Genomic DNA, 21,695 nt, shown 5'->3' on the forward strand with positions numbered 1-21,695 from the left:
GCTGGGTTTACTCAAAGCAGCCAAGGCTCGCGTCGGCTTTTCCATTCCAACCAAAACGCTTTGGCGGGCCCGAAGGCCTCGTCGGGACTGAGCCCCGCATCCCGCAACAGGCGGTCGTTCCGGGGATATCCGACATGGCGCCTGTTCATTGCCGGCAGATCGTCGAGCCGCATCACGCAACCGTCCCGTGTTTCCCGTCAGCATTGTCACGCAGGCTCGGGCATTTTCCAAGCGAATTGAAATGATGTCTGTCATTCGATTTTCTTATGCCCCACGGTCCGGCGAGCCCGACTATCACCACCTCAATCTGTCGTGCTCGCTTCACTTGACCTTCTGTCCTGTAAAACGATCTCGTTCGTGCCAAAACTCGCAAACTGGACACCACTCGCCTTCGTAATCGATTCCTTCCTCGTGAGGGCACCCGATGATGCCGTCACTCATCGCGACTGTCCGAACCTGATGCTTCTCGAGGAATTCAAGTATCTCGCCGGTAATGCCGGGGTCGGCGCGGACGTCACCCTCGGCCACTTTCCAGGCGCGTAAATCTCGGACCCCTTCATTCTCGGATTGCACGATGCCAACGGCGACCTTTGTCGCCTGGCTGAGATTCGGACCATAAAAGGCGATCGTTGCTACCGGCCACCCCCGGTATCCTTTCCGAGCTTTCTTTTGCAGGCGCTTGTGAAATCGGCCTTCCAACATGTTGCATCCTCCACGAGGCGACTGTTGGACGCCGCGATCGACCTGGGGAGGAAGCGCGGCGCCCAGTTGCTCGAAGGATATCCCGTCGATCCGGATTCGCCGAGCTTCCGGTTCATGGGGGTTTGTCGATCTGTTCAAGGGGCGGGGCTTCACCGCCGTAGGCGGGCGGGTTCGCGACGGCATGTGATGCGGCTCGACCTTAGCGAGAGCAAGGCCGCCACCAACCATGATGCGCAATCATAGCGTGTCCGCTTCGGCCGCTGGTCGCGTCTCGATTGACATTCCTGGAACGAATTGGAATGATGCGCGGTATCTGATTTTGTTATGGCTTATCATGCCAGCCCTGCTTGACAGCGACCTCCTGCGCACCTTCGTGGCGATCGCCGATACCGGCAATTTCACCCGTGCGGCTGAGCATGTCGGCCGCACCCAGTCGGCGATCTCGATGCAGATGAAACGTCTGGAAGCAACGGTCGGCGCCGCGCTTTTCGAACGCGGCTCCCGGGGGGTGAAGCTCACCATCAAGGGGGATCAGCTGCTGGTCAATGCGCGGCGGGTCGTCGGAATGCTCGAGGAAGCCTCGGCCGCAATCGCGGCTCCTCCCCTGCAGGGGCCGGTGCGCATCGGCATCCCCGAGGAATATGGATATTCGGTGTTGTCGCGGGCGCTCGCCGCCTTCGCCAAGCTCCATCGCAATGTCGAGGTTACGACCCGGTACGGCCATTCGGCGCATCAGATGGCCGAACTCAAGGAGGGCAAACTCGATCTCGCGGTCGTGTTCGAATGGCGCCCTTCAAAGCGGGGTGAAATCCTGCTCAACGACCCGACGGTCTGGGTGACTTCGAATGTCCATTGTATTCATGAGGGGAACCCGGTTCCGGTCGCGCTCTACGAGAATTCCCGCTGGTCCCGGGAGTTCGCGATCAAATCGCTGGAACGGTGCGGGATCGACTATCGGGTCGCCTGCCGCAGCGACAACAGCGCCGGATTGATGCTCGCCGTGGAGTCGGGTCTCGCGATCGCGCCTGTTTCGCGTAGCAACATCCCTTCGGGATGTCGCGAACTGACGGTCGCGGACGGCTTCGACACGATCGATTCCTCCAATGTCGTCCTGCACCGTAACCGCGGCTCCAAGGGGGCCGCGGTGGACGGCATGGCCGACGCCATCCGCGAGGCGTTCCGGGCACGTCCCGCGGAACTGCCGTAGACAGGCGGATAACTTCCAAATTCAGCCCACTGGTCCGGGATTTGTTGCTTGTCCGCGGCTGCTCAATTCGCTAAAATTCCAGTCTCGGGGGCATGGTGGACTCCCCGCTAGGCTTCGGCCCAAGCTCCGCCTTCGCTATGTTGCGGAGGTTGCCATGCCACGGACAATATCACCGGAACAGTTGATCCCACTGATCGGAGCGGAAGATTGCCCGATCATCGTTGATGTGCGACGCGCCGAAACCTTCCGTTCCGCGCCAACCCGTATCGCGGCCGCGGTCTGGCGCGACCATTGCAAAACGGCCGAATGGTATCCGAGCATGCCGGCGGGCAAGGGCCTCGTCGTCTATTGCACCCACGGCCACAATGTCAGCGCCCTAGCCGCGGCATGTCTTGCCGAAGCCGGCGCCGACGTGGCGCTCCTTGAAGGCGGGATCGAGGCCTTCGCCGGGGCAGGGGGAACGCTCGTCAAGATGAACGCGCCAGGAGTCGACGTGACCTCGGCGGACGGTAGCGTCTGGGTCACTCGGGAAAGGCCGAAGATAGATCGGATCGCCTGCCCGTGGCTGATCCGGCGGTTCATCGATCCTTTCGCGACCGTTCTCTTCGTCGCGCCCGAGTGGGTCCGCGATGTTGCCGATGAGATCGGTGCGACCCCGTTCGATGTGGAAGGCGTCCGTTATTCGCATAGGGGCGACACATGCAGCTTTGACACGCTCCTTACGGAGTTTGGCCTTGGCGATGCTCCACTCCAGCATCTCGCGCGCATCGTGCGCGGGGCGGACACTGCACGGCTCGATCTGGAGTCTCAAGCCGCGGGGCTGCTCGCCCTTTCGCTCGGCCTCTCGGCGATCGAAAGGGACGATCGGGTACAGTTGGAAAAGGGCCTCATGATCTACGATGCGCTTTACGGCTGGTGTCGCTATGCCGTCGACGAGCATCATAACTGGCCTTCGCCCTCGGTGTCGGCATGAACGCGCCCATCGATTCGCGCGGGTCGGTCACGCTGGGAGAAGCCACGCGTGTTTTCGCCAGGATCGGCATTCTTTCTTTCGGCGGGCCGGCCGGGCAGATTGCCCTGATGCACCGCGTGATTGTCGAGGAAAAGGGCTGGCTCGACGAAGCGCGTTTCCTTCATGCACTGAACTACTGCATGCTCCTGCCTGGGCCGGAAGCAATGCAACTCGCCATCTATTCCGGCTGGTTGCTTCACGGGGTGCGTGGCGGCCTTGTCGCCGGACTGCTGTTTATCTTGCCCGGCGCTTTCGTGATCACGACCCTATCGGCCATTTATCTGCAGTTCGGTCACGTGCCGCTGATACAGGGATTGCTCCTCGGCATGAAGGCCGCCGTGCTTGCCGTCGTGCTCGAGGCCCTGATCAGGATGTCGCGGCGCTCAGTGCGTCACGGCTTCGCGCTGGCGCTCGCCATGGCCGGTTTTGTCGCTATCGCCTTTCTGCGGCTGCCCTTTCCCTTGATCATACTCGGCGCCGTCCTCTGCGGCGCCTTGATGGCGCTTGATGCGACGGATGACGGCAAACGATCCGAAGCAGCCGCCGAGATACCCGAATGGGCAAGGCCGAGCCTCGGACGTTTCCTGAAGACATCGGCAATATGGTTGGCGATCTGGCTGCTCCCCCTCATGGCACTTTCATCGATGTCCGGCACCTTCGAAGTCTTTGCCGCGGAGGCGTTGTTCTTCTCGAAGATGGCAGCGGTGACTTTCGGCGGGGCCTACGCCGTGCTGGCCTACGTCGCCCAGCAAGCGGTCGAAGTCCACCACTGGCTGCTGGCGGACGAGATGCTCACCGGGCTTGGCCTTGCCGAAACCACGCCTGGACCGCTGATCCTCGTACTGGTCTTCGTGGGCTTTCTCGGAGGTGCGCGTCTTTCCGGCCTCGATCCGCTCACCGGCGGCGTAACCGGCGCGGTGGTTACGCTATGGTTCACTTTCGTGCCGTGCTTCCTCTGGATCTTCGCCGGTGCGCCCTATGTGGAGACCGTCCGCAATGTACGCTGGCTGGCCAGCGCCCTCGCCGCCGTCACGGCAGTCGTGGTCGGCATCATTGCCAATCTGGCTCTGTGGTTCGCGCTGCACGTTCTGTTCGGCGTCGTCCGGGACATCGAGGTGGGACCGTTCATATTCGCAATTCCCGATCTGCCCACCTTCGATCCCGGGAGCATGCTCATCGCACTGGCGGCCGGCATAGCGCTGATCGTCTTCAGGGCAAACCTCATCGCCGTCCTGGCAGCGGCTGCGCTGGCAGGCATGGGCTGGAAACTCGCGATGGGATAGCCGAGACGGATCCGCTAGTACGCTGCGCTCAGTCGAACAGGCTCGAAACCGATTCTTCCTGGGCCGTGCGCGAGATCGCTTCGCCGATCAGGTCGCCGATCGAGACGACGCGGATATTGTGGGCGTCCATGACCGCCTGGGTCGGCTGGATGGAATCGGTGATCACCAGTTCCTGAAGCTGGGAGCCGGTGATACGCGCGATGGCTCCGCCCGACAGCACGCCATGCGTGATGTAGGCGGTGACGCTGCTGGCGCCCTTGGCGAGCAGTGCGTCCGCGGCATTGCACAGCGTTCCGCCGGAATCGACGATGTCGTCGAAGAGCAGGCAGTCCTTCCCCTTGACGTCGCCAATGACGTTCATGACCTCGGATTCTCCTGGTCGTTCGCGACGCTTGTCGACGATTGCCAGTTGCGCGTCGACCCGCTTGGCGAGCGCGCGCGCACGGACCACGCCGCCCACGTCGGGCGACACGACCATGACGTTCGACAATTGCTTGTACTTGGCCTTCACGTCGCGAGCCATGACCGGGACGGAGAAGAGGTTGTCGGTCGGGATATCGAAGAAGCCCTGGATCTGGCCGGCGTGGAGATCGAGCGTCAGCACGCGATTGGCGCCGGCGTGTGCGATCATGTTAGCGACCAGCTTGGCCGAGATCGGGGTGCGCCCGGAGGCGCGCCTGTCCTGGCGGGCGTAGCCGAAATAAGGGATGACCGCAGTGATACGCCGTGCCGAGGAGCGCATGAACGCGTCGATCATGATGAGCAATTCCATCAGATGATCGTTGGTCGGGAAGGAGGTCGACTGGAGGATGAATACATCCTCGCCGCGCACGTTTTCCTGGATCTCGACGAAGATTTCCTGGTCGGCGAAACGACGGACGCTGGCCTTGCCCAAGGGAATGTTCAGATAGCGGGCGACAGCCTCGGCCAGAACCCGGTTGGAATTACCCGCAAAGAGTTTCATGAAGAGTCCTTGGCTTACCCGCCCAGATGACGGGGCTTTTAGTCTCCTTCGCCGCCATTGCAAGCGGCGAAGAGACGCATTCGGCCTGAAAATCCCAAGAATCTCGACGAGAGCGAAATCCCGATAGGGTTCGCACCGTGCTAGCCGGACCGGCCGGCCAGCCAGGTGGCCAACTGATTGACGGTCACGTCGGCGATCGACTGCATGGTTTCGCCCGACACGGCTACCCAGCCTTCGCCTTTGCCGGTCGCTTTTTGCTGCCCCTGGATGCGGTGCAGCCGATTGCCCGAAGCGTCGAGCACGTCCCAGACGTAGATGACCGTGGTCCCGTTGCCCTCCGAAATCGCGGAGAGGTAGCCCTTGAGCACGTGAGTCGCGGTGGGATCGTCCGATCGGGCGAGCCCAATGCCGCGCTCCCGGGCCTTCAGCGCGATGCGCTCCGTCAGCGGCGTGACCGCTTCGACGGTCGAACCGACGATTGGGGCGAATTGGATTTTGGTGGAGCTGTTGATCGCCGCGACTTGCCCCGGCGCTGTTTGCCCGGAAGCCGTTGTCGACGATGTCGCGGCCGTTGCATCCGGTGCGGAGATGGCCGGAGAGGGCGTCGTGGAGGCGGGCGGCTGCTGCGTCCCGGTCAAGGAGGAGGGTTCGAGCACGTCGGAAGTCGTGCACGCGGCAAGCAGAACGCCGGCAAGCAACGCCACCACCATGGCGACGGTTCGGCTCATTCCTCGCGAGTCTCCGCTATCCGCTGTCATTATGGTTTCACTGCACGATCAAGTCGAGACCATGACGCGAGAACGGCTTCGGGCTGGACTCGGTGGTGAGATAGGTCCGGCCTAGCGTCATCGCGGTTTCGGTCTCGGAGTCCATGACGATCATATGGGCAAAGAGCGTCATGTCCGGCGCGATCGGTTCCGGATTGCCCTGATAGAACATGGGCATGTCCATCCAGGACGGAGCGAAGCGTGCGCCAACCGAATAGCCGCAGGCGTTCAGCCGATGCTTGGTCAGTCCATGGGACTCCATCACGCGGGAATGAGCTTCGAAAACGTCGCCAAAGGTCTTGCCGGGCACCATGGCCTTCTCAACCGCGAGGAGTGCGTCTCGCGCCGCTTCAAACAATTCCTGGTGGCGCTTCGTGGCCCTGCCGGTCAGCGCGGTGCGCATCATAGGCGCGTGGTAGTGATTGAAGACGCCCGACCATTCAAGCGTGAGCTGGTCGTTCTTGTTGAGCTTGCGGCGGCCGGACTTGTAACGGCACAGCAACGCGTCCGGACCCGAGCCGATGATGAAATCGTTGGCGGGGTAATCGCCTCCACCTGTGAAGATCGCGCCTTGCATGGCAGCGAGGATCGCGCCCTCGTCGCCGCCCTGGACGATAAGCGGCAGTGCGGCATCCAGGGCGTCGTCCGAAAGGGCGGCGGCCCTCTCGACCTTCTTGATTTCAGCAGGGCTCTTGAACAGGCGAAGCCGGCTGACGATGCTTGATGCGTCGGCGATCTGGCCGAAGGTCTGCAGTTGCTCGTCGACCCTGCGCCCGTTCAAGGCCGTCAGGCCGTGCGTGTCGTATTCGACGCCGATGCGGGCGCCGAGCAGGCCGAGATCGTTGAGGAGGTTGCGCAGGTCGATTGCCGGATTTGAGTTGTCGCGGTCGGTCCACACGACGATATTGTCGAGGATCGAGGTGTGACGCGCCTGGCGCAGGTCGGCGGATCTCGTCAGCAAGGTCATCGAGCCGTCGAGCTTCACCACCAGGCATTGGAAGAAGCAAAAGCCGAAAGTGTCGTAGCCTGTGAGCCAGTACATGCTTTCCTGGGCGAAAAGCAGGATCGCGTCGAGCTTCTTGGCGGCCATCTCGATCAGCAGCCGGTCGCGCCGCGCGTCGAATTCGCTTCGTTCGAAATGCAGCGCCATCGTCAGGTCTCCAAAACTATCGCGGAAATCTGCCGCCCGTAGTCGGCCTCGTTGCGGTGAGTGGTACGACGGTAGGAATAGAAGAGCTCTTCCTCGGCATAGGTGCAGCGGCCGAGCGCCTCCGCCTGGACACCGGCTTTCTTCAGGCGATCGACCGTGTAGCGGTTAAGATCGAACAGGGCGTGGTCCGCTGTACCGGACGGGACGAAATACATGTGGTTCCCGGCGTCAGCCTCGAGGAAGCGGGCGACGAACTCAGGCCCGACTTCATAGTTTTTCTGGCTGATCGAGGGTCCCAGCACGGCCACGATCCTGTCGCGGCTCGCGCCCAGGCTCTCCATGGCAGCGACCGTGTTCTCCAGGACCCCGGTCAAAGCCCCTTTCCAGCCCGCATGCGCGGCACCGACGACGCGCGCTTCCCTGTCCGCGAAGAGAACAGGGCCACAATCGGCGGCCGACGCGCAGATCGCAAGGCCGGGCCGATCCGTAACCATGGCATCGGCCTTCGGACGTTCGCCGGTAAATTTTTCGCGAACGATCAGCACATCGGGCGAATGGATCTGATAGACGCTGAGCAGCGCGTCCGGCGCGACCCCCATCCATTCGGCCACGCGGTGGCGATTCTCGCGGACCTTTTGCGGGTCGTCATTCGAACCGATGCCCGTGTTGAGGCCTCTGTAAATGCCGTCCGACACGCCGCCCGCACGGGTGAAGAAGCCGTGACGGATACCGCTGGCGGCCGCCTGATCGAGTAAGGATGATCGGACTGGGTCAAGCTGCATGGGCTGCCTTGTTCACGTCTGGACTGCGTTCGTCAAGCCGGTGCTTTCCCGCGAGCGGACAGTGGGGCAGGGGTGGGGAGAGTGTCAATCGTTCTAACCAGGCGGGCGCGCTCCGCCACGCTCACCGGGTGAGCTTCCTCCTTTGCCGCAGATTTCTGCCCGAAAATCGCGGGACACTTTTCCGAAAACTGCTTAGACGAATGGGGGCAGAGCGCGCGTAGAGACGGCGATGATCTTGAACAGCTCTCCCATCTGATCCGGACCGGCAAGCCTTTCGACGGCTTGGGATATGCGCTCCCGGACGGCCAGGTCCGCCTTCGCGCCGAGGCGGCCGGCGCGTTCGAGCAGACCCATGCGCAACAGGAAGTCGCCTTGCGTGGCAAGTTGGGCATGGAGGCCGACACCGCGGGCAGAGGCGGCGAGGGCAGCGAAGTCGACATGCGTCGTGAGATCGGCCTTGCCGGGCTCGGCGAGCGGGTCGGCATAGGCATGGCGGCTCAGCGCCTGGAAGGAATCGCCGATGGCCGGGGTTAAATGACCGTAGTCGATGAAGAGGCCCGCGCCTCCGTCGCCGGCGAGCCGCCTTGCGATTTTCTCCATCAGCGCGGACCGTGCCGGAGCGATCTCGGCGATCGCGCCGTGGGGCGCGTCGGCCGCTCCGGGGGGCAGCAGGCTTTCGTCCAGGGAGCCGGCTCCGGCGACAAAGACGAGATTGCCGTTGTCGACCGTCACGCAGCGCTCGCGCCAGCCATCCGCGGTACGCACATATTGACGGATCGGTATCGCGTCGAAGAGTTCGTTGCCGACGATGAAGAGAGGCTGGCCCGGGAGCTCGTCGATATCGCTATGCCAGCCGAAGCGGCCGGGCATATCCCGCAGGGTGTCCGCCTGCGCCTCGGCAAGTCGAGGGCTGACCTCGACCAGGCGGAAATCGGCGAGAGCGTGCAGTTCGGGCGCGATCCGCAGGATCGTGCGGACCATGTCCTTCATCAGCGTGCCGCGGCCGGGACCGATCTCGGCGAGGATGGGCGGGGACGGTCGGTCTAGTGCGCGCCAGGCGGCGACCACCCAGGCGCCGATCAGCTCGCCGAACATCTGGCTCACCTCGGGCGCGGTGATGAAGTCGCCGCCACTGCCGAACGGATCGTGGGTCGTGTAATAGCCCTGCCGGGGGTCATAGAGGCAGATCGCCATATAGTCGGCAATGGGGATCGGTCCCTCCATGCCGATCAGATCGACGATGCGAGCCTTGAGGTCCTTCATGCCCGTTCGTGTGTCGTCGAGGCGCGTTGCGCCATGCAACGCCGCGCGTCCATTCGGACGCGCAAAGGACGCTCTCTCGTACCGAGACTACGCATCATGCTTTCCGAGAATCGTTGCCGATTTTCGGGCCGATGCGGCAGTCATGGCCCAGACGCCGACAAGCACCATCGGAACGGAAAGCAGCATGCCCATGGTCAGCCAGCCGCCGACGAGATAGCCGAGTTGCGCGTCGGGTTCGCGGAAAAACTCAACGAAGATACGTGAGAGGCCATAGCCGGTGACGAACGCGCCCGATACGAATCCCGGCTGCTTCAGCTTTAGAAGGCTGTGGGTCAGGATGCGCAGGACGAAGAACAGGATAAGCCCCTCCAGGGCTGCCTCGTAGAGCTGGCTGGGGTGACGGGTGAAGGGGCCACCATTCGGGAACTCGACCGCCCATGGCACGCCCGTGACCCGGCCCCATAGCTCCGAATTGATGAAATTCGTGACGCGGACCAGCCCGAGACCGACCGGCACGCCCGCGGCGATGACATCGAACATGGTCCACACTGCGATGCCGCGCGAGCGCGCGAAGAGGATCATTGCGATCGTGCAGCCGGTAAAGCCGCCGTGAAAGGACATGCCGCCTTGCCAGACCGCGAAGATGTCCAGCGGATTGGCGAGATAGCGGGCGAAATCGTAGAACAGGACGTAGCCGATGCGCCCGCCGAGCACGACGCCGACGGCGGCCCAGACGACGAAATCGTCGAGATCGGTCGGCTTCATGGGAAGCTCGCCGCCGGGCCACAGCCGCGGATTGGTCACAAGGCGCTTGCCGTACCACCAGGCGAACAGAATGCCGACGATATAGGCGAGGCCATACCAATGCACCGCGAAAGGACCGATCTGGATGATGATCGGATCGATATTGGGGAAGGGCAAGGCCGCAAGCGGCAGGCTCAGATATTCGCTCAATGCAGTCTCCGGGCAGGGTCGGCGCGGACCATGCGGCAGGGTTTTGGCGGGGTCAAGGCGATCGGGCGGGCAAGCAAGCCCGATTCGATCCATCACGCCGCTTCTTCCTTGCAATCCGCCATTTCGCCTATTACGTGCTCAACAGCACGCGAGGTTTCTGCCATGTCCAACGGACCGAACCGCATTCTCGATGAATTCGCCAAGCTGATGACCGACGCGGCCGGCGCTGCTCAGGGTGTGCGCCGCGAAGTCGAGACCGCCTTTCGTGCCCAGGCCGAGCGTCTGCTCAACTCGATGGAGATTGTCCAGCGGGAGGAGTTCGAGGCGGTTCGCGAGATGGCGCTGAAGGCGCGCGCGGAAAACCAGAAATTGGCCGCGCGCATCGGGGAATTGGAGGCTCGTCTCGCAGAGCGGGATGGCCCGGCGCCCGCGAAGGCGGCTTCTTCCTCCACATCCAGGCCTCGCACAAAAAAATAATCTGGAACTTTTCCACATCTGCGCAGAGTCGAAAAACGCTTTGCCATGAATCGCTTACGGTAGCCGCCTGAATTGAGCACAGAGGCCGCTATCCACATCCGACAGCCGCCCGCAGCAAAAAGGGGCTGGCGCCGCGACTCTCCATCAATAGACTGAATTTGTTGCATGATTCGGAAACGGGATCATGCGCCGGGCGACGGGAGGCCCGGCAGGGGAACCTCGTATCGTACCACCCTTCTCCCGTCCGCGTTTTTTAATTGTTGTCGTGTGCCCTCCAGTGGAGCCGGCGCTCCCAGAACGACAGGAAAAATTTTTGATGGAACTCGTTGAACTCGACATTGCACGCGATTCCCATCCCGTGGACGTGATCGAGCAGGTTGCGGACGCAAATGAATGGTCCTTCGAGCGGAACGGTGACGACGAGATCTCGATCTCGGTCGCAGGAAGCTGGACCGACTATCACGTCTCCTTCTCCTGGATGGAGGACTTCGAAGCCCTGCATCTTGCCTGCGCCTTCGACATCAAGGTTCCGGAGGCCCGTACACTCGAGATCCTGCGTCTTCTTTCGCTGATCAACGAACAGATGCTGTTCGGCCATTTCGACCTCTGGGAGCAGGAGGGTGCGATCATGTTCCGCCAGTCCTTGCTCCTGGCCGGCGGGGTCGAGCCGACCAGCCAGCAGGTCGAGGTGCTGCTTTCGAGCGCGCTCGAAGCCTGCGAATGTTATTTTCAGGCGTTCCAATTCGTCGTCTGGTCGGGTGTCTCGGCCAGGGAAGCCTTGGCCGGGGTGCTGTTCGAAACCTACGGTAACGCCTGAGAGGGTTTCATGGGAGCCGGGAACGGGCCGCGCCGGCCCGATATCACTTTTGCCGACTTCGATCGCGTCGACATCCGCGCTGGCACGATCATTGAAGCCGAGCCTTTTCCCGAGGCGCGCAAGCCGGCAATCAAGCTCAGGGTCGATTTTGGACCGGAGATCGGCATCAAGAAATCGTCCGCGCAGATCACGAAGCATTATACGCCGGAGACGCTGATCGGCCGGCAGGTCTTCGCTGTCGTCAACTTCCCGCCGCGCCAGATCGGCAAGTTCATGTCCGAAGTGCTCACGCTCGGATTTCCCGACGAGGACGGCGACGTCGTGTTGGGCGCGATCGAGCGCAAGGTTCCGAACGGCGGTCGTCTTTTTTAGCCGCCAAGCAAATGTGCATGGCGATGCGCCTGCCGCGCAGCTAGCCCTCCGTCCTGCCGGACATCTCCTCCTACCGGATTCACACATCTCAGGCGGTACGGAAGAAGCGGATGATAGCTGCTATCGCTTGCGGTGGCTGCTTCGTTCCGCACCGTTGGGCGGCCGGCCGCATGGAACGGAATGGATCCACAGATCACCTCGCTTCGCTCGGGTCCGTGGGTGACGAAGCTTCTATGTCGATGCCAATCACAAACATTGGCGATTTGGCGCAGGCCTTCAACGCGGATCGTCGGCCGACCGGTACCCGCAACCATCCCGCTCTTTGGGCTTTCGGTGCATTGCTAAACATATTTCACCATCCAGGGCGCCCCCACGAGATGTGTGAATCTCGTAGCCCCAAGGGGGAGGTTTTCGGCAGGGGGCAGCGCGAACGGTCAGTTGCTTTGGCCAATGGTATAGGACTTCACGGGCGCGGAGTGTCCGTCAGGGCTGAGCGCACCGCATCCATGAACATTTCGGCGCAAGAGCTCCAGCTGTAGCGCAAGGCTTTGGCGCGCGCCTGCTCGCGACTGATGCCGAGCGCCGAGAGTGCGGCTTGCCGCAGATCCTCCGAGACGATGCCGCCGTCGCCGTCACCGACGATGTCGATCGGGCCTGTGACGGGAAAAGCGGCTACCGGCGTGCCGCTCGCGAGCGCCTCGATGATAACGTTGCCGAACGTGTCGGTGCGGCTGGGGAAGACGAACACGTCGGCCGATGCATAGAGATTGGCGAGGTCGTCCGTCGGTTTGTGGCCGAGGAAGAAGACCTGGGGATACTTCGACCGCAGCTTCTCGAGTTCGGGTCCATCACCGACCACGAGCTTGCTCCCGGGTAGATCGAGCTCGAGGAAGGCTGGCAGGTTCTTCTCGACGGCAACCCGGCCGACGCAGAGGAAAACCGGTTTCGGGAAATCGAGATCCTGGCGCCGATCCGGCCTGAACAGCCCGGTGTCGACGCCACGCGTCCAAGGCTTCAGGCGCGTAAAGCCGCGGGCGGTGAGATCCCTGGCCAGCGACTGGGTCGCCACCAGCGTTCCCTGTCCCGCATTGTGGAAGTTGCGCAGCCACCGATAGGTCCAGTCCTCCGGCATCGGCAGCCGTGCGCGGAGATATTCGGGAAAGCGCGTGTGATAGCTGGTTGTGAATGGCCGTCGCACGGCAAGGCAATGGCGGCGCGCCATCAGTCCGAGCGGCCCCTCCGTCACGATGTGGATGTGATCGGGCGCGGCACCGTCGATCAGCCGCGCCACATGACGAGGCGTTGTCAGTGCCAGCCTGATATCGGGATAGGTAGGCAGCGGCAGGGTGCGAAAATGGGCGGGCGTCAGGAATTGCGTTTCGACGCCCGAACCAAGCAGAGCTTCGGAAAGCCGCTCCAGCGTATGCACGACGCCATTGACCTGAGGCCGCCAGGCATCGGTCACCATCAGGATCCGCAAGGGCAATTCCCGTCTTCCGGCGGCCAGGAATCGGCGGCACGCCTCACCGTCCCGGCGCTTTGAGCAGAATTGCATGACGGGAAGATGAAGGATGTTCCAGGGCTGCCGCCGCCTCGCATGGAACGGCGTTGCCGCATCTTGAGGCGGAATCAACGTTGGTCAGGCCGGGACCTTGATCGTCGCCTTCAGTCCCCCCATCGCGCTTTCGTCCAGCGTGATGTCGCCGCCATGGCTGCGCGCGATATCGCGGGCGATCGCCAGGCCAAGACCAGTGCCGCCAACATCCTGCCGCGCGGAATCGAGCCGAACGAAAGGCTTGAACACGTCCTCGCGCCGTTCGGGCGGGATTCCCGGGCCGTCATCCTCGATCGTCACGATCAGGGCGCCGCGCGTGTGGATCGCGGTCACCTTGATGTTCTCGGCGTAGCGGAAGGCATTGCCAATGATGTTGCCGAGCAGGCGCGAGAAGGCATTCGGCCGTACCTGGACTTCCGGCTTGCCGGCGATCGAGGCGGTGAAGCCTCGCTTGCGCAGCCTTGCCTCATCGCCCAGCTTGTCGAGGTAGGACCTGAGGTCAAACCGCCCGGTGTCCTCGGCGGCCTCGCCACGAGCGAAGGCGAGATAACCTTCCAGCATCGACTGCATGTCGTCGATATCCTGGTTGAGCGCCGTCGTGTCGATCTTCTTGCCGGCCAGGGCAAGCTGAAGCTTGAAGCGGGTGAGGATCGTGCGCAAATCGTGGCTCACGCCGGTGAGCATCGCCGTGCGCTGCTCGATCTGGCGCTCGATTCGTTCGCGCATCTGCAGGAATGCGATGCCGGCGCGTCGGACTTCCTCCGCCCCGCGCGGCTTGAAGTCGCTCGGCGTCGGCCTGCCCTTGCCGAAGCTCTCGGCGGCCTCGGCGAGCTGCATGATGGGTCGGATCTGGTTGCGCAGGAATGGGATCGCTATGGTCAGCAGGACCAGCGACGTGCCGACCATCCACAGCAGGAAGATATGCGTGTTCGACGCATAGGCCTGGCTTCGCCTGGCGAACACCCGCAGCACTTTGTCTTCCAGCTGGATGCGGATTTCCACGATGTTGGAATTGCCGACCGTGTCGAGCCAGAATGGGCGGTTGATCTGCCTGGTGATCTCCTCGCTCAGAATATGGTCGAGAATCGAGAAGAACGGTTTCGGCCCCGGAGCCGGCAAGGGAGCGGGCGGCAGCAGGTCGATCTTGAGGGAGAGCCTGTCCTGCGCGATGCGGATGACCTCGGCATAATTATCGCCCGGTGGATAGGTTTCGATCATGTCGATGATCGCCGCTATGTCGCGGGTGACCGCTTGCGACAGGCGTTGCGTGACCGTCTGCCAGTGCCTTTCCATGAACATGAAGGCGATGACCGACTGCAGCAGGATCATCGGCGCGATCACGATGATGAGTGAGCGTGCATAGAGGCGTTTCGGCATGTAGCGCGAAACCAGCCGCCAGAAGCGCCGCCAGTTGTGGGGGACGAAGCCCGCCCGGCGGCCTCTCGGCGACCCGCCGGGCGCCTCTTCGGCCTGCGTCGCGCCGATCGCCCGCATGGTGCGCGATAGCGTGCTCGCCTTATCCGCCGGTGTGATGTCCGATGCCGCCATCCGCCTTTCCATTGGCGGCCTTACGCCGCTGCAGGCACTAATCTAGGACGTCGGCGGCTCCGAGGGAACCGGCGCGTCGATCCGTCCTGCCGACGCCGCGATCCTATTCGACACTGAGCCGATACCCGATGCCGCGGACGGTCTGAAGCCAGACCGGGTTCGACGGATCGCGCTCGATCTTGCGACGCAGCCGGTTGATCTGGACGTCGATCGTACGTTCGCCCACTTCCGATTCGCCGGCCACCAGCTCGTGGCGGGGGATGGTTTCGCCGGCCCGCCCGGCGAAGATCGCGAGGATCTCCTGCTCCCGGTCGGTCAGCCGCAGGGCTTCGCCGCCGCGCTTCAGCTCGCGCTTGGCGATCTGGAAGGTGTAAGGACCGAAGACGATCTGCTCGACCTTCGGCACGCTTTGCGGTCCGCCGCGACGCAGGATGTTGCTGATTCTGAGAATCAGTTCACGCGGATCGAACGGCTTGGGCAGGTAGTCGTCGGCGCCAGCCTCCAGTCCGTTAATGCGGCTTTCCGTCTCCGACAACGCCGTCAGCATCAGGATAGGGACGTCGCGCTCGTCACGAAGCGACTTGGTGAGATCGACGCCGCTTTCACCCGGCATCATCACGTCGAGAACGATGAGGTCGAAATCGAGGCCGGCAAGCCTGCGCCGCGCCTCGGCCGCCGTGCCAGCCACTGTGACGCGGAAGCCGTTCTCCGTCAGGTACTGCTTCAGAAGGTTACGAATACGCGTGTCGTCGTCGACGACCAGCAAATGCGGGGCGTCATCATCCGGCACGGAAGATGGGTCGGTCATCTGGACTGCCTCCATACGCTCTCCCCCTTACAGACTATCCTACTCTCTGGGCCGATTGTCGATCTGGGCCCGGAGTTCGGCATTCACCATGGCCTTGAGGAAGCGTTCGATTGCTTCCCGCTCAGTCGGGCCTGCGCCTTCCAGTGCAGCATGGATGCGGCGTGACTGTGGCCGCGCCAGCGCCAAAGCCAGGGTGCGACCCTTGGCCGTAGGATAAAGCTCGCGCTGGCGCCGGTCGCGAGGCCCCTGGACCTGAATGACATGGCCGGTATCGATGAGTTGCTTCAGGACACGCGCCAAGCTCTGCTTGGTGATCTGCAGGACGTCGAGCAACTCGGCCACCGTAAGGCCCGGCCGGCGGTTCACGAAATGGAGAACGCGGTGATGCGCGCGGCCGAAGCCGTAGTCGGCCAACAGGACGTCCGGGTCGGAGGTGAAGTCGCGGTAGGCGAAAAAGAAGAGTTCGATGATCGTGAAATCGATACCGTCTTCCAGCGTCAGCGCCGTCCTGATCGGCTTGGCGTATTCGGCGATGCGTTCGGCCATAGGAATCCCGAGAATGCCAATTATGTCAGCCATGTTGACATAAATTGGGTGCGCTGGTAATTTTCGTCAAGCTTTTCGGCGGAATTCGAACGGAAAGGCAAGGAAAAACGGCTTGTTCCGGAATTTCCCTCAAATTTGCCTTTGCCGTGTGCTCCGCTTACGCTCCAGCCGCAGACATTCGTGCCGCGGACGACAATCAACGATGATCGGGCTCCGGCCCGCGGGAGGCAGTCATGGCATCCGTTCCTTTCGATCAGCTCGACGGTTTCATCTGGATGGACGGCCAGTTCGTCAAATGGGCCGACGCCAAGATCCACGTGCTCACCCATGGCCTTCACTATGCGAGTGCCGTATTCGAGGGCGAGCGCGCCTATGGCGGTGAAATCTTCAAGCTCACCGAGCACACCGAGCGCCTGCACGAATCGGCCCGGATCCTCGGTTTCGGTATTCCCTACAGCGTGGCCGAGATCGACGAAGCGTGCCGAGAGCTGTTGAAGAAGCAAGGCTTCAAGGACGCCTATGTGCGTCCGATCGCCTGGCGCGGGAGCGAGCAGCTCGGGGTCTCGGCGCAGGGCAACAAGATCCATTGCGCCATCGCCATCTGGCAATGGCCGAGCTATTTCGATCCGGCCCAGAAGCTGAAGGGCATCCGGCTCGACCTGGCCGAGTATCGTCGCCCAGACCCGCGCACTGCGCCGTCCAAAGCCAAGGCGGCGGGCCTCTACATGATCTGCACCCTTTCCAAGCACGCGGCCGAGGCGAAGGGCTACTCCGACGCCATGATGCTCGACTGGCGCGGCCAGGTGGCCGAGGCGACCGGCGCCAACATCTTCTTCGTCAAGGACGGCAGGATACATACGCCGACGCCGGACTGCTTCCTGGACGGCATCACCCGCAGGACGGTGATCGATCTCGCTCGCCGTCGCGACTTCGATGTTGTCGAGCGGACCATCCAGCCCGAGGAGATGGAAGGATTTGAGCAGTGCTTTCTCACCGGTACGGCCGCTGAGGTCACGCCGGTGTCCGAGATCGGGCCGTATCGTTTCGAGGTTGGCGAAATCGTCAAGACGTTGATGAACGACTACACCGCCGAGGTACAGCCCAAGCGAGCCATCGCCGCGGAATAAGAAAGCGAACGAACCGCAAAGATCTTCAAGAGCCGCAACTTGCGGACGTTGATAATTCCGGATTCGCTTATTCCTTTGACTTTCGTTCCATTCGGCGTCTCACTGTGCACGCCGGACTCACCGAGTCTCGGTTTGCTTGGAGGGAAAGTCGATGGAAACGGTTCTTCCGATTATCGTGCAGATCATTACGGGTGTCATTGGTGGCATGGGTGTGGGTGCAGCGATCCAGCAAGCGGCCATGGGGCAGCTGACGAAGATCATCAGCGGCGCGGTCGGCGGTGTGGCCGGTGGAACAATCCTCGGTAGCTTGCTCGGCGGTGCGACGACAGGCGATCCGGCAGCCGGCGCCGCTGCAGGCGGTGCCATGGGCAGCCTTCTCACCGATGCGATTGGCGGCGTCGGCGGCGGCGCGATCCTCACGGCGATCGTCGGCGCTGTCATGAAATCCATGAACAGGGCCTGATCCCGGCGCTTCACCTCTCAGCGGGCGGCCAGGAGCCGCTCGCTCGCGGCCCTCTCACGTCCGCGCCCGTCTTCCCTCTTTCATGTCGCTCGCGCACGCCAAGCGCCTCTTCTCGCTGTCGTTGTTCTGCGCTGCGATCTCGTTGCCATGGGCCGAAAGTACGGGCCACCGGGTGGACTGACCCGCTCGCTGCAACTATGTGTGCGCGCGACCGCACGCAAACGAGGCAGCATCATGGGCCAGTTGAACGCCGGCATCATCCCGGTGACAGCCTTCCAGCAGAATTGCACAATCCTGTTCGACACCGAGGAAAAATCGGGCGTCGTGGTCGACCCCGGCGGAGATATCGACCAGATCATGAAGGCCGTCGGCGACAACGGGCTTTCGATCTCGGCGATCTGGATCACCCACGGTCATATCGATCACGCGGGCGGCGCGATGGAGTTGAAGGGGAGACTGGATGTGCCGATCCTCGGGCCCCACGAGGCCGATCGGCCGCTGCTCGCCAATCTCGAGGCCCAGGCGGTTCGGTTCGGCATCACGGATCCGGTGCGTAACTGCGTTCCAGATCGGTTCCTCGCCGAAGGCGACACTCTGTCGTTCAGTGGCCACGTTTTCGAAGTGTTGCATTGTCCTGGCCATGCACCGGGACACGTTGTCTATTTCAACCGGGCCGCCCGCTTCGCCCATGTCGGCGATGTCTTGTTTCACGGCTCGATCGGCCGCACCGATCTTCCCGGGGGGGATCACGAGGCTCTGATCCGCTCCATCAAGGAAAAGCTGCTGCCGCTTGGCGACGACATCGGCTTTCTGTGCGGCCACGGACCCGGCGGCCGTTTCGGCGAGGAGCGGCTGACCAACCCGTTTCTGGTATAATGCCAAATGGCCTGGATGCTGACACATCCAGGCCACCTCGATTGTGCGCGCGCCGGGCCGCGCAGTTCTGTGACAGCGTCAGCTTAGCGGGCTACGCAGAAATGCTCGCGGCCGTCGTAACCCACGAAAGTGCCCGAACTCGGATCGAAGCTACGGTAGCGGCTCCTGCAGTAGCGATACCACTCGCGGCTCCACGGCTCGATATCTCCGTAGCTATATTCGACGCGCCGATATTCGTAGCGCCTGGCTGGTGCCGGCGGGTAGTACTGGTCGTCGACATAGGGATCATAGGCCGGGCCTTCATAGACCGGTCCCCGCGGCTGCGACAGCGCGCCGGCGGCCACTGCGCCGACCGCGAGACCAAGAATGCCCGCCGCGATCATGTCACCGTCGGAGTGCCCGCGATGCCATCCGTGACGGCCTCCGGCATTGGCGGCAGGAAGGGCGGCAAGCGTCGTCGCCGCCACGGCCGCGGACAAAATCGAACTCTTCAGAAAGCGGTTCATCTCTCTCTCCTTGCGTCGAACTGTTCGCATGAGACTCCGCGACGAGGTTCGACTCTCGAATGGAATCTGGAGCATCCAGTCTGAACGCAAGCTGAACGGATCGTTATTCCACGCTGGGGCGGCCTGATTGCTCCCTCTCGGGCGGAAAGGGGCTCGATATGCTCCCGGTCGGCGTTTCACGCCAATAACAGCGATTTGGCGCCAGAAGCAGCTGCCGGGCGCCAAGCAAAATCCGCTCCGGACAGATACGCTGCGGGAACCCGCTTGATCTGCCTCCCCCGCCGGAGCGAAAGCCCCGGCCGACTGCGCCAGGATTGGCTTCAGCCGATCCTGAGATTGACCGCCTTCGGACCCTTGCCCCGCTTGTCCGGCTCGGTTTCGAAGGTGACTTTCTGCCCGTCTTCAAGGCCGGGAAGGCCGGAGGCCTGCACCGCCGAAATATGAACGAACACGTCCTTCGCCCCGTCATCCGGCGTGATGAACCCAAAACCCTTGGCATGATTGAAGAACTTGACAGTGCCGGTCTGCGGCATGGGAAACTCCTTTGTCCCACCATCATCATGTCTGGGCGGGTTGCATCCCGCTCAGGCTCGGCCGTTTACTGGAGGAGCAGAAACAGTTCTCGCGCGGGGCCGCGGACGCCCTTCTTTTCGCGATCACCTGGGCGCCGACTGGGTCGGGCCTCAGAGCAGTCTATTCCGGTCTCCGGGCCGGCAAATGCCCGAACGAGAATTTTGTCCTTCATTTTCCGGGAGTGATCAAGCGAAACTTTCAATATGGCTTATTGACGCTGGCCGACTCCGACCATTGCAGGGGGAGGAGAGAAGTCGATTCTGGTGAAAGCTCGGGATCGCAAAAAAAGGCACGACGGAATCCCGCCGTGCCTCATGCCATCGCTTCCGCGAGGCGAATAGCTTTATGTCTGTCAGGCCGTGCGCAGATTGACTGCCTTGGGACCCTTGCCCATGCGATCGGGCTCAACGTCGAAGGTGACCTTCTGACCGTCGATGAGCGTGCGCAGGCCCGAAGCCTCGATCGCGGAGATATGAACAAACACGTCCTTGGCGCCGCCGTCGGGCGTGATGAAGCCGAAACCTTTGGTTGCGTTGAAGAACTTTACGGTGCCGGTCTGAGCCATTGGGGGGAATTCTCCTTCACCCGTTGCTGCTGGTAGGGCCTCCCCGTTTCCGGTCGAGAAGGTCCGGTGGGCTTGGCGATCATGCGTCTTGCGCATGAATTAACCCCCCGCCAAAGTGGGGCCGTCAGATATTTACAGTATCGGGGAAAGGGGTCGTCCAAACGTCCAGTCTCCGGGTCAGCAAATGCCCGAGGACGATTTGTATCGCATGGATGGTCGATACTTGCAAGCCGCTAGTAATTCAATGATTTGTCGGCTGCTGTAAGTTTTAGTCATGGTAAAATACCGTTCGCCAGCGCGCTTCGACAGCCTTGCCCAAGGCGCCGGGGACCGAGCCGATCGACATAAGGTGCTCGCGGCCGCTTTCCCGTCGCCGCAGGAACGGCACCACCTCATAGGAGGCTATTTTTCCCCGTCGCCGGCCGGAGGCGGAGATGTCGGCAGCGACATCGACGAGGAGCATCGCCCCTAAGCGAAGCGGCCATCTGCAATGCGGCCAGGCTGTTCCGAGGAAGTCGCCGAGACCGTAGGCGATGAGCGTGTCCCCGATCCGCTGCATGGGCTGGACCACATGCGTATGGCCGCCCACGATGAGGTCGACGCCGCTTTCGGCTAATCTTCTTGCCGTCGCCCGGGTGGTGGGATGCGGGAAATGCCGGAACTCCCTGTCCCAGTGCGGCATAGCGCAGACCAGATCTGCGTCGGCCCGTTCCAATGCGACCCGGCCGTCTTGTTCAAAAGCGTCACTGGTCATGACGCGGCCGGCGAAATCCGTCGAACGGGCGTTGCGCCATTCTGTGAAAGCGGCAATGCCGACGGTCATCGGCCCTGCGCCCACCACAGGAACCGGGCCGCCGGCAACAGCCCCAACGGTTCGGATGCCGAGATCGGTAAGTTCCCGCGTGGTCTCGTCGAAACCCATCGTTCCCTGATCCAGGGCGTGATTGTTCGCAAGCGATAGAACCAGCCTGTCCGTGGCGATACCTGCCGCCGCCAGCGCTTCGGACAGGAATTGACGTGTCATCGCATGGCGGGTTCCAAGGAGGGTTCCCGGCTGTTTTCGCGGCCATGCCACCACCGGGCTCTCGCAATTGGCGATGACGACTTCCGCCGAAGCGATCTTGTCTCGTAACGCCTTGTCGATAATGGGAGCCTTCCGGCCTGCCACCGCCGAAATATCCCCAAGGAAAACCAGCCGCACGACCTTCTCCGCGGATGATGGCGATCCGCCGGCCGGTGGCGCGAAGCCGGCGCTGTCGCCGCCCAGCGAGGGGACGAGAAAGCGCGGCAGCCAGGAGAGCTGATAGGAAAGGGGGAAGTTGCTCGACACGGCGCTCTTCTATGGGAACCGGAGCTGTTGCGCCAGTTCCGCTGCGCT

At 62.5% G+C, this 21,695-nt stretch carries 24 protein-coding genes; 9 read left to right on the plus strand and 15 right to left on the minus strand.

All coding sequences use genetic code 11. The annotated features are described in order from the left end of the window. Nucleotides 1-321: 321 nt before the first annotated feature. Nucleotides 322-702 carry a hypothetical protein gene (locus ACCO56_RS06915; protein WP_433638966.1) on the minus strand — a complete coding sequence of 127 codons (381 nt, stop codon included), beginning with the start codon at nt 700-702 and terminating at the stop codon, nt 322-324. A 334-nt stretch (nt 703-1,036) separates the two neighbouring features. Between ACCO56_RS06915 and ACCO56_RS06920 the strand changes: the two genes are divergently transcribed. The 3 genes from ACCO56_RS06920 to chrA all read left to right on the plus strand — a co-directional run bounded on the left by ACCO56_RS06920 (nt 1,037) and on the right by chrA (nt 4,204). Continuing rightward, on the plus strand, nt 1,037-1,909 hold the full coding sequence (locus tag ACCO56_RS06920) for a LysR family transcriptional regulator (protein ID WP_433638968.1): 873 nt from the start codon (nt 1,037-1,039) through the stop codon (nt 1,907-1,909). A gap of 154 nt (nt 1,910-2,063) precedes the next feature. Next, nucleotides 2,064-2,882: a chromate resistance protein ChrB domain-containing protein gene (locus tag ACCO56_RS06925; RefSeq protein WP_433638970.1), complete on the plus strand. Its 819-nt coding sequence runs from the start codon at nt 2,064-2,066 to the stop codon at nt 2,880-2,882. Beyond that, a complete protein-coding gene (gene chrA, locus ACCO56_RS06930) occupies nt 2,879-4,204 on the plus strand; it encodes a chromate efflux transporter (RefSeq protein WP_433638972.1) in 1,326 nt (441 codons plus the stop codon). The genes ACCO56_RS06925 and chrA overlap by 4 nt, the downstream gene beginning before the upstream one ends. 28 nt (nt 4,205-4,232) lie before the next feature. Here the strand turns inward: chrA and ACCO56_RS06935 are convergent, their stop codons facing one another. From ACCO56_RS06935 to lgt, 6 genes are all read right to left on the minus strand, one after another. Continuing rightward, nucleotides 4,233-5,168, minus strand: coding sequence for a ribose-phosphate pyrophosphokinase (locus tag ACCO56_RS06935; protein WP_433638974.1), 936 nt, complete (start codon nt 5,166-5,168; stop codon nt 4,233-4,235). A gap of 140 nt (nt 5,169-5,308) precedes the next feature. Next, nucleotides 5,309-5,896, minus strand: a complete 588-nt coding sequence (locus ACCO56_RS06940; RefSeq protein ID WP_433638976.1) for a hypothetical protein — start codon at nt 5,894-5,896, stop codon at nt 5,309-5,311. Between the two features lie 37 nt (nt 5,897-5,933). After that, nucleotides 5,934-7,085, minus strand: coding sequence for a M24 family metallopeptidase (locus tag ACCO56_RS06945; RefSeq protein WP_433638977.1), 1,152 nt, complete (start codon nt 7,083-7,085; stop codon nt 5,934-5,936). Between the two features lie 2 nt (nt 7,086-7,087). Further along, nucleotides 7,088-7,867 carry a peptidoglycan editing factor PgeF gene (gene pgeF / locus ACCO56_RS06950; protein ID WP_433638978.1) on the minus strand — a complete coding sequence of 260 codons (780 nt, stop codon included), beginning with the start codon at nt 7,865-7,867 and terminating at the stop codon, nt 7,088-7,090. 192 nt (nt 7,868-8,059) lie between these two features. After that, nucleotides 8,060-9,130 (minus strand): class I SAM-dependent methyltransferase, encoded by a 1,071-nt coding sequence (locus tag ACCO56_RS06955; RefSeq protein ID WP_433638979.1) that lies wholly within the window; start codon nt 9,128-9,130, stop codon nt 8,060-8,062. Nucleotides 9,131-9,217: 87 nt separating this feature from the next. Then, nucleotides 9,218-10,084: a prolipoprotein diacylglyceryl transferase gene (gene lgt / locus ACCO56_RS06960; RefSeq protein ID WP_433638982.1), complete on the minus strand. Its 867-nt coding sequence runs from the start codon at nt 10,082-10,084 to the stop codon at nt 9,218-9,220. A 162-nt stretch (nt 10,085-10,246) separates the two neighbouring features. Between lgt and ACCO56_RS06965 the strand changes: the two genes are divergently transcribed. From ACCO56_RS06965 to ACCO56_RS06975, 3 genes are all read left to right on the plus strand, one after another. Further along, entirely contained in the window at nt 10,247-10,561 is a 315-nt protein-coding gene (locus ACCO56_RS06965; RefSeq protein WP_433638984.1) for an accessory factor UbiK family protein, read from the plus strand. A 316-nt stretch (nt 10,562-10,877) separates the two neighbouring features. After that, nucleotides 10,878-11,378, plus strand: coding sequence for a YbjN domain-containing protein (locus ACCO56_RS06970; RefSeq protein WP_433638987.1), 501 nt, complete (start codon nt 10,878-10,880; stop codon nt 11,376-11,378). 9 nt (nt 11,379-11,387) lie between these two features. Further along, entirely contained in the window at nt 11,388-11,750 is a 363-nt protein-coding gene (locus tag ACCO56_RS06975) for a tRNA-binding protein (RefSeq protein WP_433638989.1), read from the plus strand. 463 nt (nt 11,751-12,213) lie between these two features. Here ACCO56_RS06975 and ACCO56_RS06980 read toward each other — a convergent pair whose 3' ends face one another. The 4 genes from ACCO56_RS06980 to ACCO56_RS06995 form a co-directional block, all read right to left on the minus strand. Beyond that, a complete protein-coding gene (locus ACCO56_RS06980) occupies nt 12,214-13,230 on the minus strand; it encodes a glycosyltransferase family 4 protein (protein ID WP_433638991.1) in 1,017 nt (338 codons plus the stop codon). 159 nt (nt 13,231-13,389) lie between these two features. Further along, the gene (locus ACCO56_RS06985) at nt 13,390-14,799 is read right to left on the minus strand and encodes an ATP-binding protein (RefSeq protein WP_433639793.1); all 1,410 of its coding nucleotides are present in this window, start codon (nt 14,797-14,799) and stop codon (nt 13,390-13,392) included. Nucleotides 14,800-14,956: 157 nt separating this feature from the next. Next, nucleotides 14,957-15,661, minus strand: coding sequence for a response regulator (locus ACCO56_RS06990; RefSeq protein WP_433638994.1), 705 nt, complete (start codon nt 15,659-15,661; stop codon nt 14,957-14,959). A gap of 39 nt (nt 15,662-15,700) precedes the next feature. Next, nucleotides 15,701-16,207, minus strand: coding sequence for a MarR family winged helix-turn-helix transcriptional regulator (locus ACCO56_RS06995; protein ID WP_433638997.1), 507 nt, complete (start codon nt 16,205-16,207; stop codon nt 15,701-15,703). Nucleotides 16,208-16,440: 233 nt separating this feature from the next. Between ACCO56_RS06995 and ACCO56_RS07000 the strand changes: the two genes are divergently transcribed. The 3 genes from ACCO56_RS07000 (at nt 16,441) to ACCO56_RS07010 (ending at nt 18,673) form a co-directional block, all read left to right on the plus strand. Continuing rightward, entirely contained in the window at nt 16,441-17,334 is an 894-nt protein-coding gene (locus tag ACCO56_RS07000) for a branched-chain amino acid aminotransferase (protein ID WP_433639000.1), read from the plus strand. 151 nt (nt 17,335-17,485) lie between these two features. Then, nucleotides 17,486-17,797 (plus strand): hypothetical protein, encoded by a 312-nt coding sequence (locus ACCO56_RS07005; RefSeq protein WP_433639002.1) that lies wholly within the window; start codon nt 17,486-17,488, stop codon nt 17,795-17,797. Nucleotides 17,798-18,031: 234 nt separating this feature from the next. Then, nucleotides 18,032-18,673: an MBL fold metallo-hydrolase gene (locus tag ACCO56_RS07010; RefSeq protein WP_433639003.1), complete on the plus strand. Its 642-nt coding sequence runs from the start codon at nt 18,032-18,034 to the stop codon at nt 18,671-18,673. 83 nt (nt 18,674-18,756) lie between these two features. Here the strand turns inward: ACCO56_RS07010 and ACCO56_RS07015 are convergent, their stop codons facing one another. The 4 genes from ACCO56_RS07015 to ACCO56_RS07030 form a co-directional block, all read right to left on the minus strand. After that, nucleotides 18,757-19,179, minus strand: coding sequence for a BA14K family protein (locus ACCO56_RS07015; RefSeq protein WP_433639005.1), 423 nt, complete (start codon nt 19,177-19,179; stop codon nt 18,757-18,759). A gap of 320 nt (nt 19,180-19,499) precedes the next feature. Next, on the minus strand, nt 19,500-19,712 hold the full coding sequence (locus tag ACCO56_RS07020) for a cold-shock protein (RefSeq protein ID WP_433639006.1): 213 nt from the start codon (nt 19,710-19,712) through the stop codon (nt 19,500-19,502). 392 nt (nt 19,713-20,104) lie between these two features. After that, entirely contained in the window at nt 20,105-20,317 is a 213-nt protein-coding gene (locus tag ACCO56_RS07025) for a cold-shock protein (protein WP_433639008.1), read from the minus strand. A 268-nt stretch (nt 20,318-20,585) separates the two neighbouring features. Next, on the minus strand, nt 20,586-21,647 hold the full coding sequence (locus ACCO56_RS07030; protein ID WP_433639010.1) for a CapA family protein: 1,062 nt from the start codon (nt 21,645-21,647) through the stop codon (nt 20,586-20,588). Nucleotides 21,648-21,695: the final 48 nt, after the last annotated feature.

This window comes from Mesorhizobium sp. 1B3 (assembly GCF_050958605.1).
Classification (GTDB): domain Bacteria; phylum Pseudomonadota; class Alphaproteobacteria; order Rhizobiales; family Rhizobiaceae.

Coding starts and splice junctions, on each gene's coding strand:
- ACCO56_RS06925 (WP_433638970.1), top strand. CDS start 2,064: ATGCCACGGACAATATCACCGGAACAGTTGATCCCACTGATCGGAGCG.
- ACCO56_RS06955 (WP_433638979.1), bottom strand. CDS start 9,130: ATGAAGGACCTCAAGGCTCGCATCGTCGATCTGATCGGCATGGAGGGA.
- ACCO56_RS07025 (WP_433639008.1), bottom strand. CDS start 20,317: ATGGCTCAGACCGGCACCGTAAAGTTCTTCAACGCAACCAAAGGTTTC.
- ACCO56_RS06990 (WP_433638994.1), bottom strand. CDS start 15,661: ATGACCGACCCATCTTCCGTGCCGGATGATGACGCCCCGCATTTGCTG.
- ACCO56_RS06985 (WP_433639793.1), bottom strand. CDS start 14,799: ATGCGGGCGATCGGCGCGACGCAGGCCGAAGAGGCGCCCGGCGGGTCG.
- ACCO56_RS06995 (WP_433638997.1), bottom strand. CDS start 16,207: ATGGCCGAACGCATCGCCGAATACGCCAAGCCGATCAGGACGGCGCTG.
- ACCO56_RS07005 (WP_433639002.1), top strand. CDS start 17,486: ATGGAAACGGTTCTTCCGATTATCGTGCAGATCATTACGGGTGTCATT.
- ACCO56_RS07000 (WP_433639000.1), top strand. CDS start 16,441: ATGGCATCCGTTCCTTTCGATCAGCTCGACGGTTTCATCTGGATGGAC.
- pgeF (WP_433638978.1), bottom strand. CDS start 7,867: ATGCAGCTTGACCCAGTCCGATCATCCTTACTCGATCAGGCGGCCGCC.
- ACCO56_RS06965 (WP_433638984.1), top strand. CDS start 10,247: ATGTCCAACGGACCGAACCGCATTCTCGATGAATTCGCCAAGCTGATG.
- ACCO56_RS06970 (WP_433638987.1), top strand. CDS start 10,878: ATGGAACTCGTTGAACTCGACATTGCACGCGATTCCCATCCCGTGGAC.
- ACCO56_RS06935 (WP_433638974.1), bottom strand. CDS start 5,168: ATGAAACTCTTTGCGGGTAATTCCAACCGGGTTCTGGCCGAGGCTGTC.
- ACCO56_RS06920 (WP_433638968.1), top strand. CDS start 1,037: ATGCCAGCCCTGCTTGACAGCGACCTCCTGCGCACCTTCGTGGCGATC.
- chrA (WP_433638972.1), top strand. CDS start 2,879: ATGAACGCGCCCATCGATTCGCGCGGGTCGGTCACGCTGGGAGAAGCC.
- ACCO56_RS06975 (WP_433638989.1), top strand. CDS start 11,388: ATGGGAGCCGGGAACGGGCCGCGCCGGCCCGATATCACTTTTGCCGAC.
- ACCO56_RS06915 (WP_433638966.1), bottom strand. CDS start 702: ATGTTGGAAGGCCGATTTCACAAGCGCCTGCAAAAGAAAGCTCGGAAA.
- ACCO56_RS07010 (WP_433639003.1), top strand. CDS start 18,032: ATGGGCCAGTTGAACGCCGGCATCATCCCGGTGACAGCCTTCCAGCAG.
- ACCO56_RS07015 (WP_433639005.1), bottom strand. CDS start 19,179: ATGAACCGCTTTCTGAAGAGTTCGATTTTGTCCGCGGCCGTGGCGGCG.
- ACCO56_RS07020 (WP_433639006.1), bottom strand. CDS start 19,712: ATGCCGCAGACCGGCACTGTCAAGTTCTTCAATCATGCCAAGGGTTTT.
- ACCO56_RS06940 (WP_433638976.1), bottom strand. CDS start 5,896: ATGAGCCGAACCGTCGCCATGGTGGTGGCGTTGCTTGCCGGCGTTCTG.
- ACCO56_RS06945 (WP_433638977.1), bottom strand. CDS start 7,085: ATGGCGCTGCATTTCGAACGAAGCGAATTCGACGCGCGGCGCGACCGG.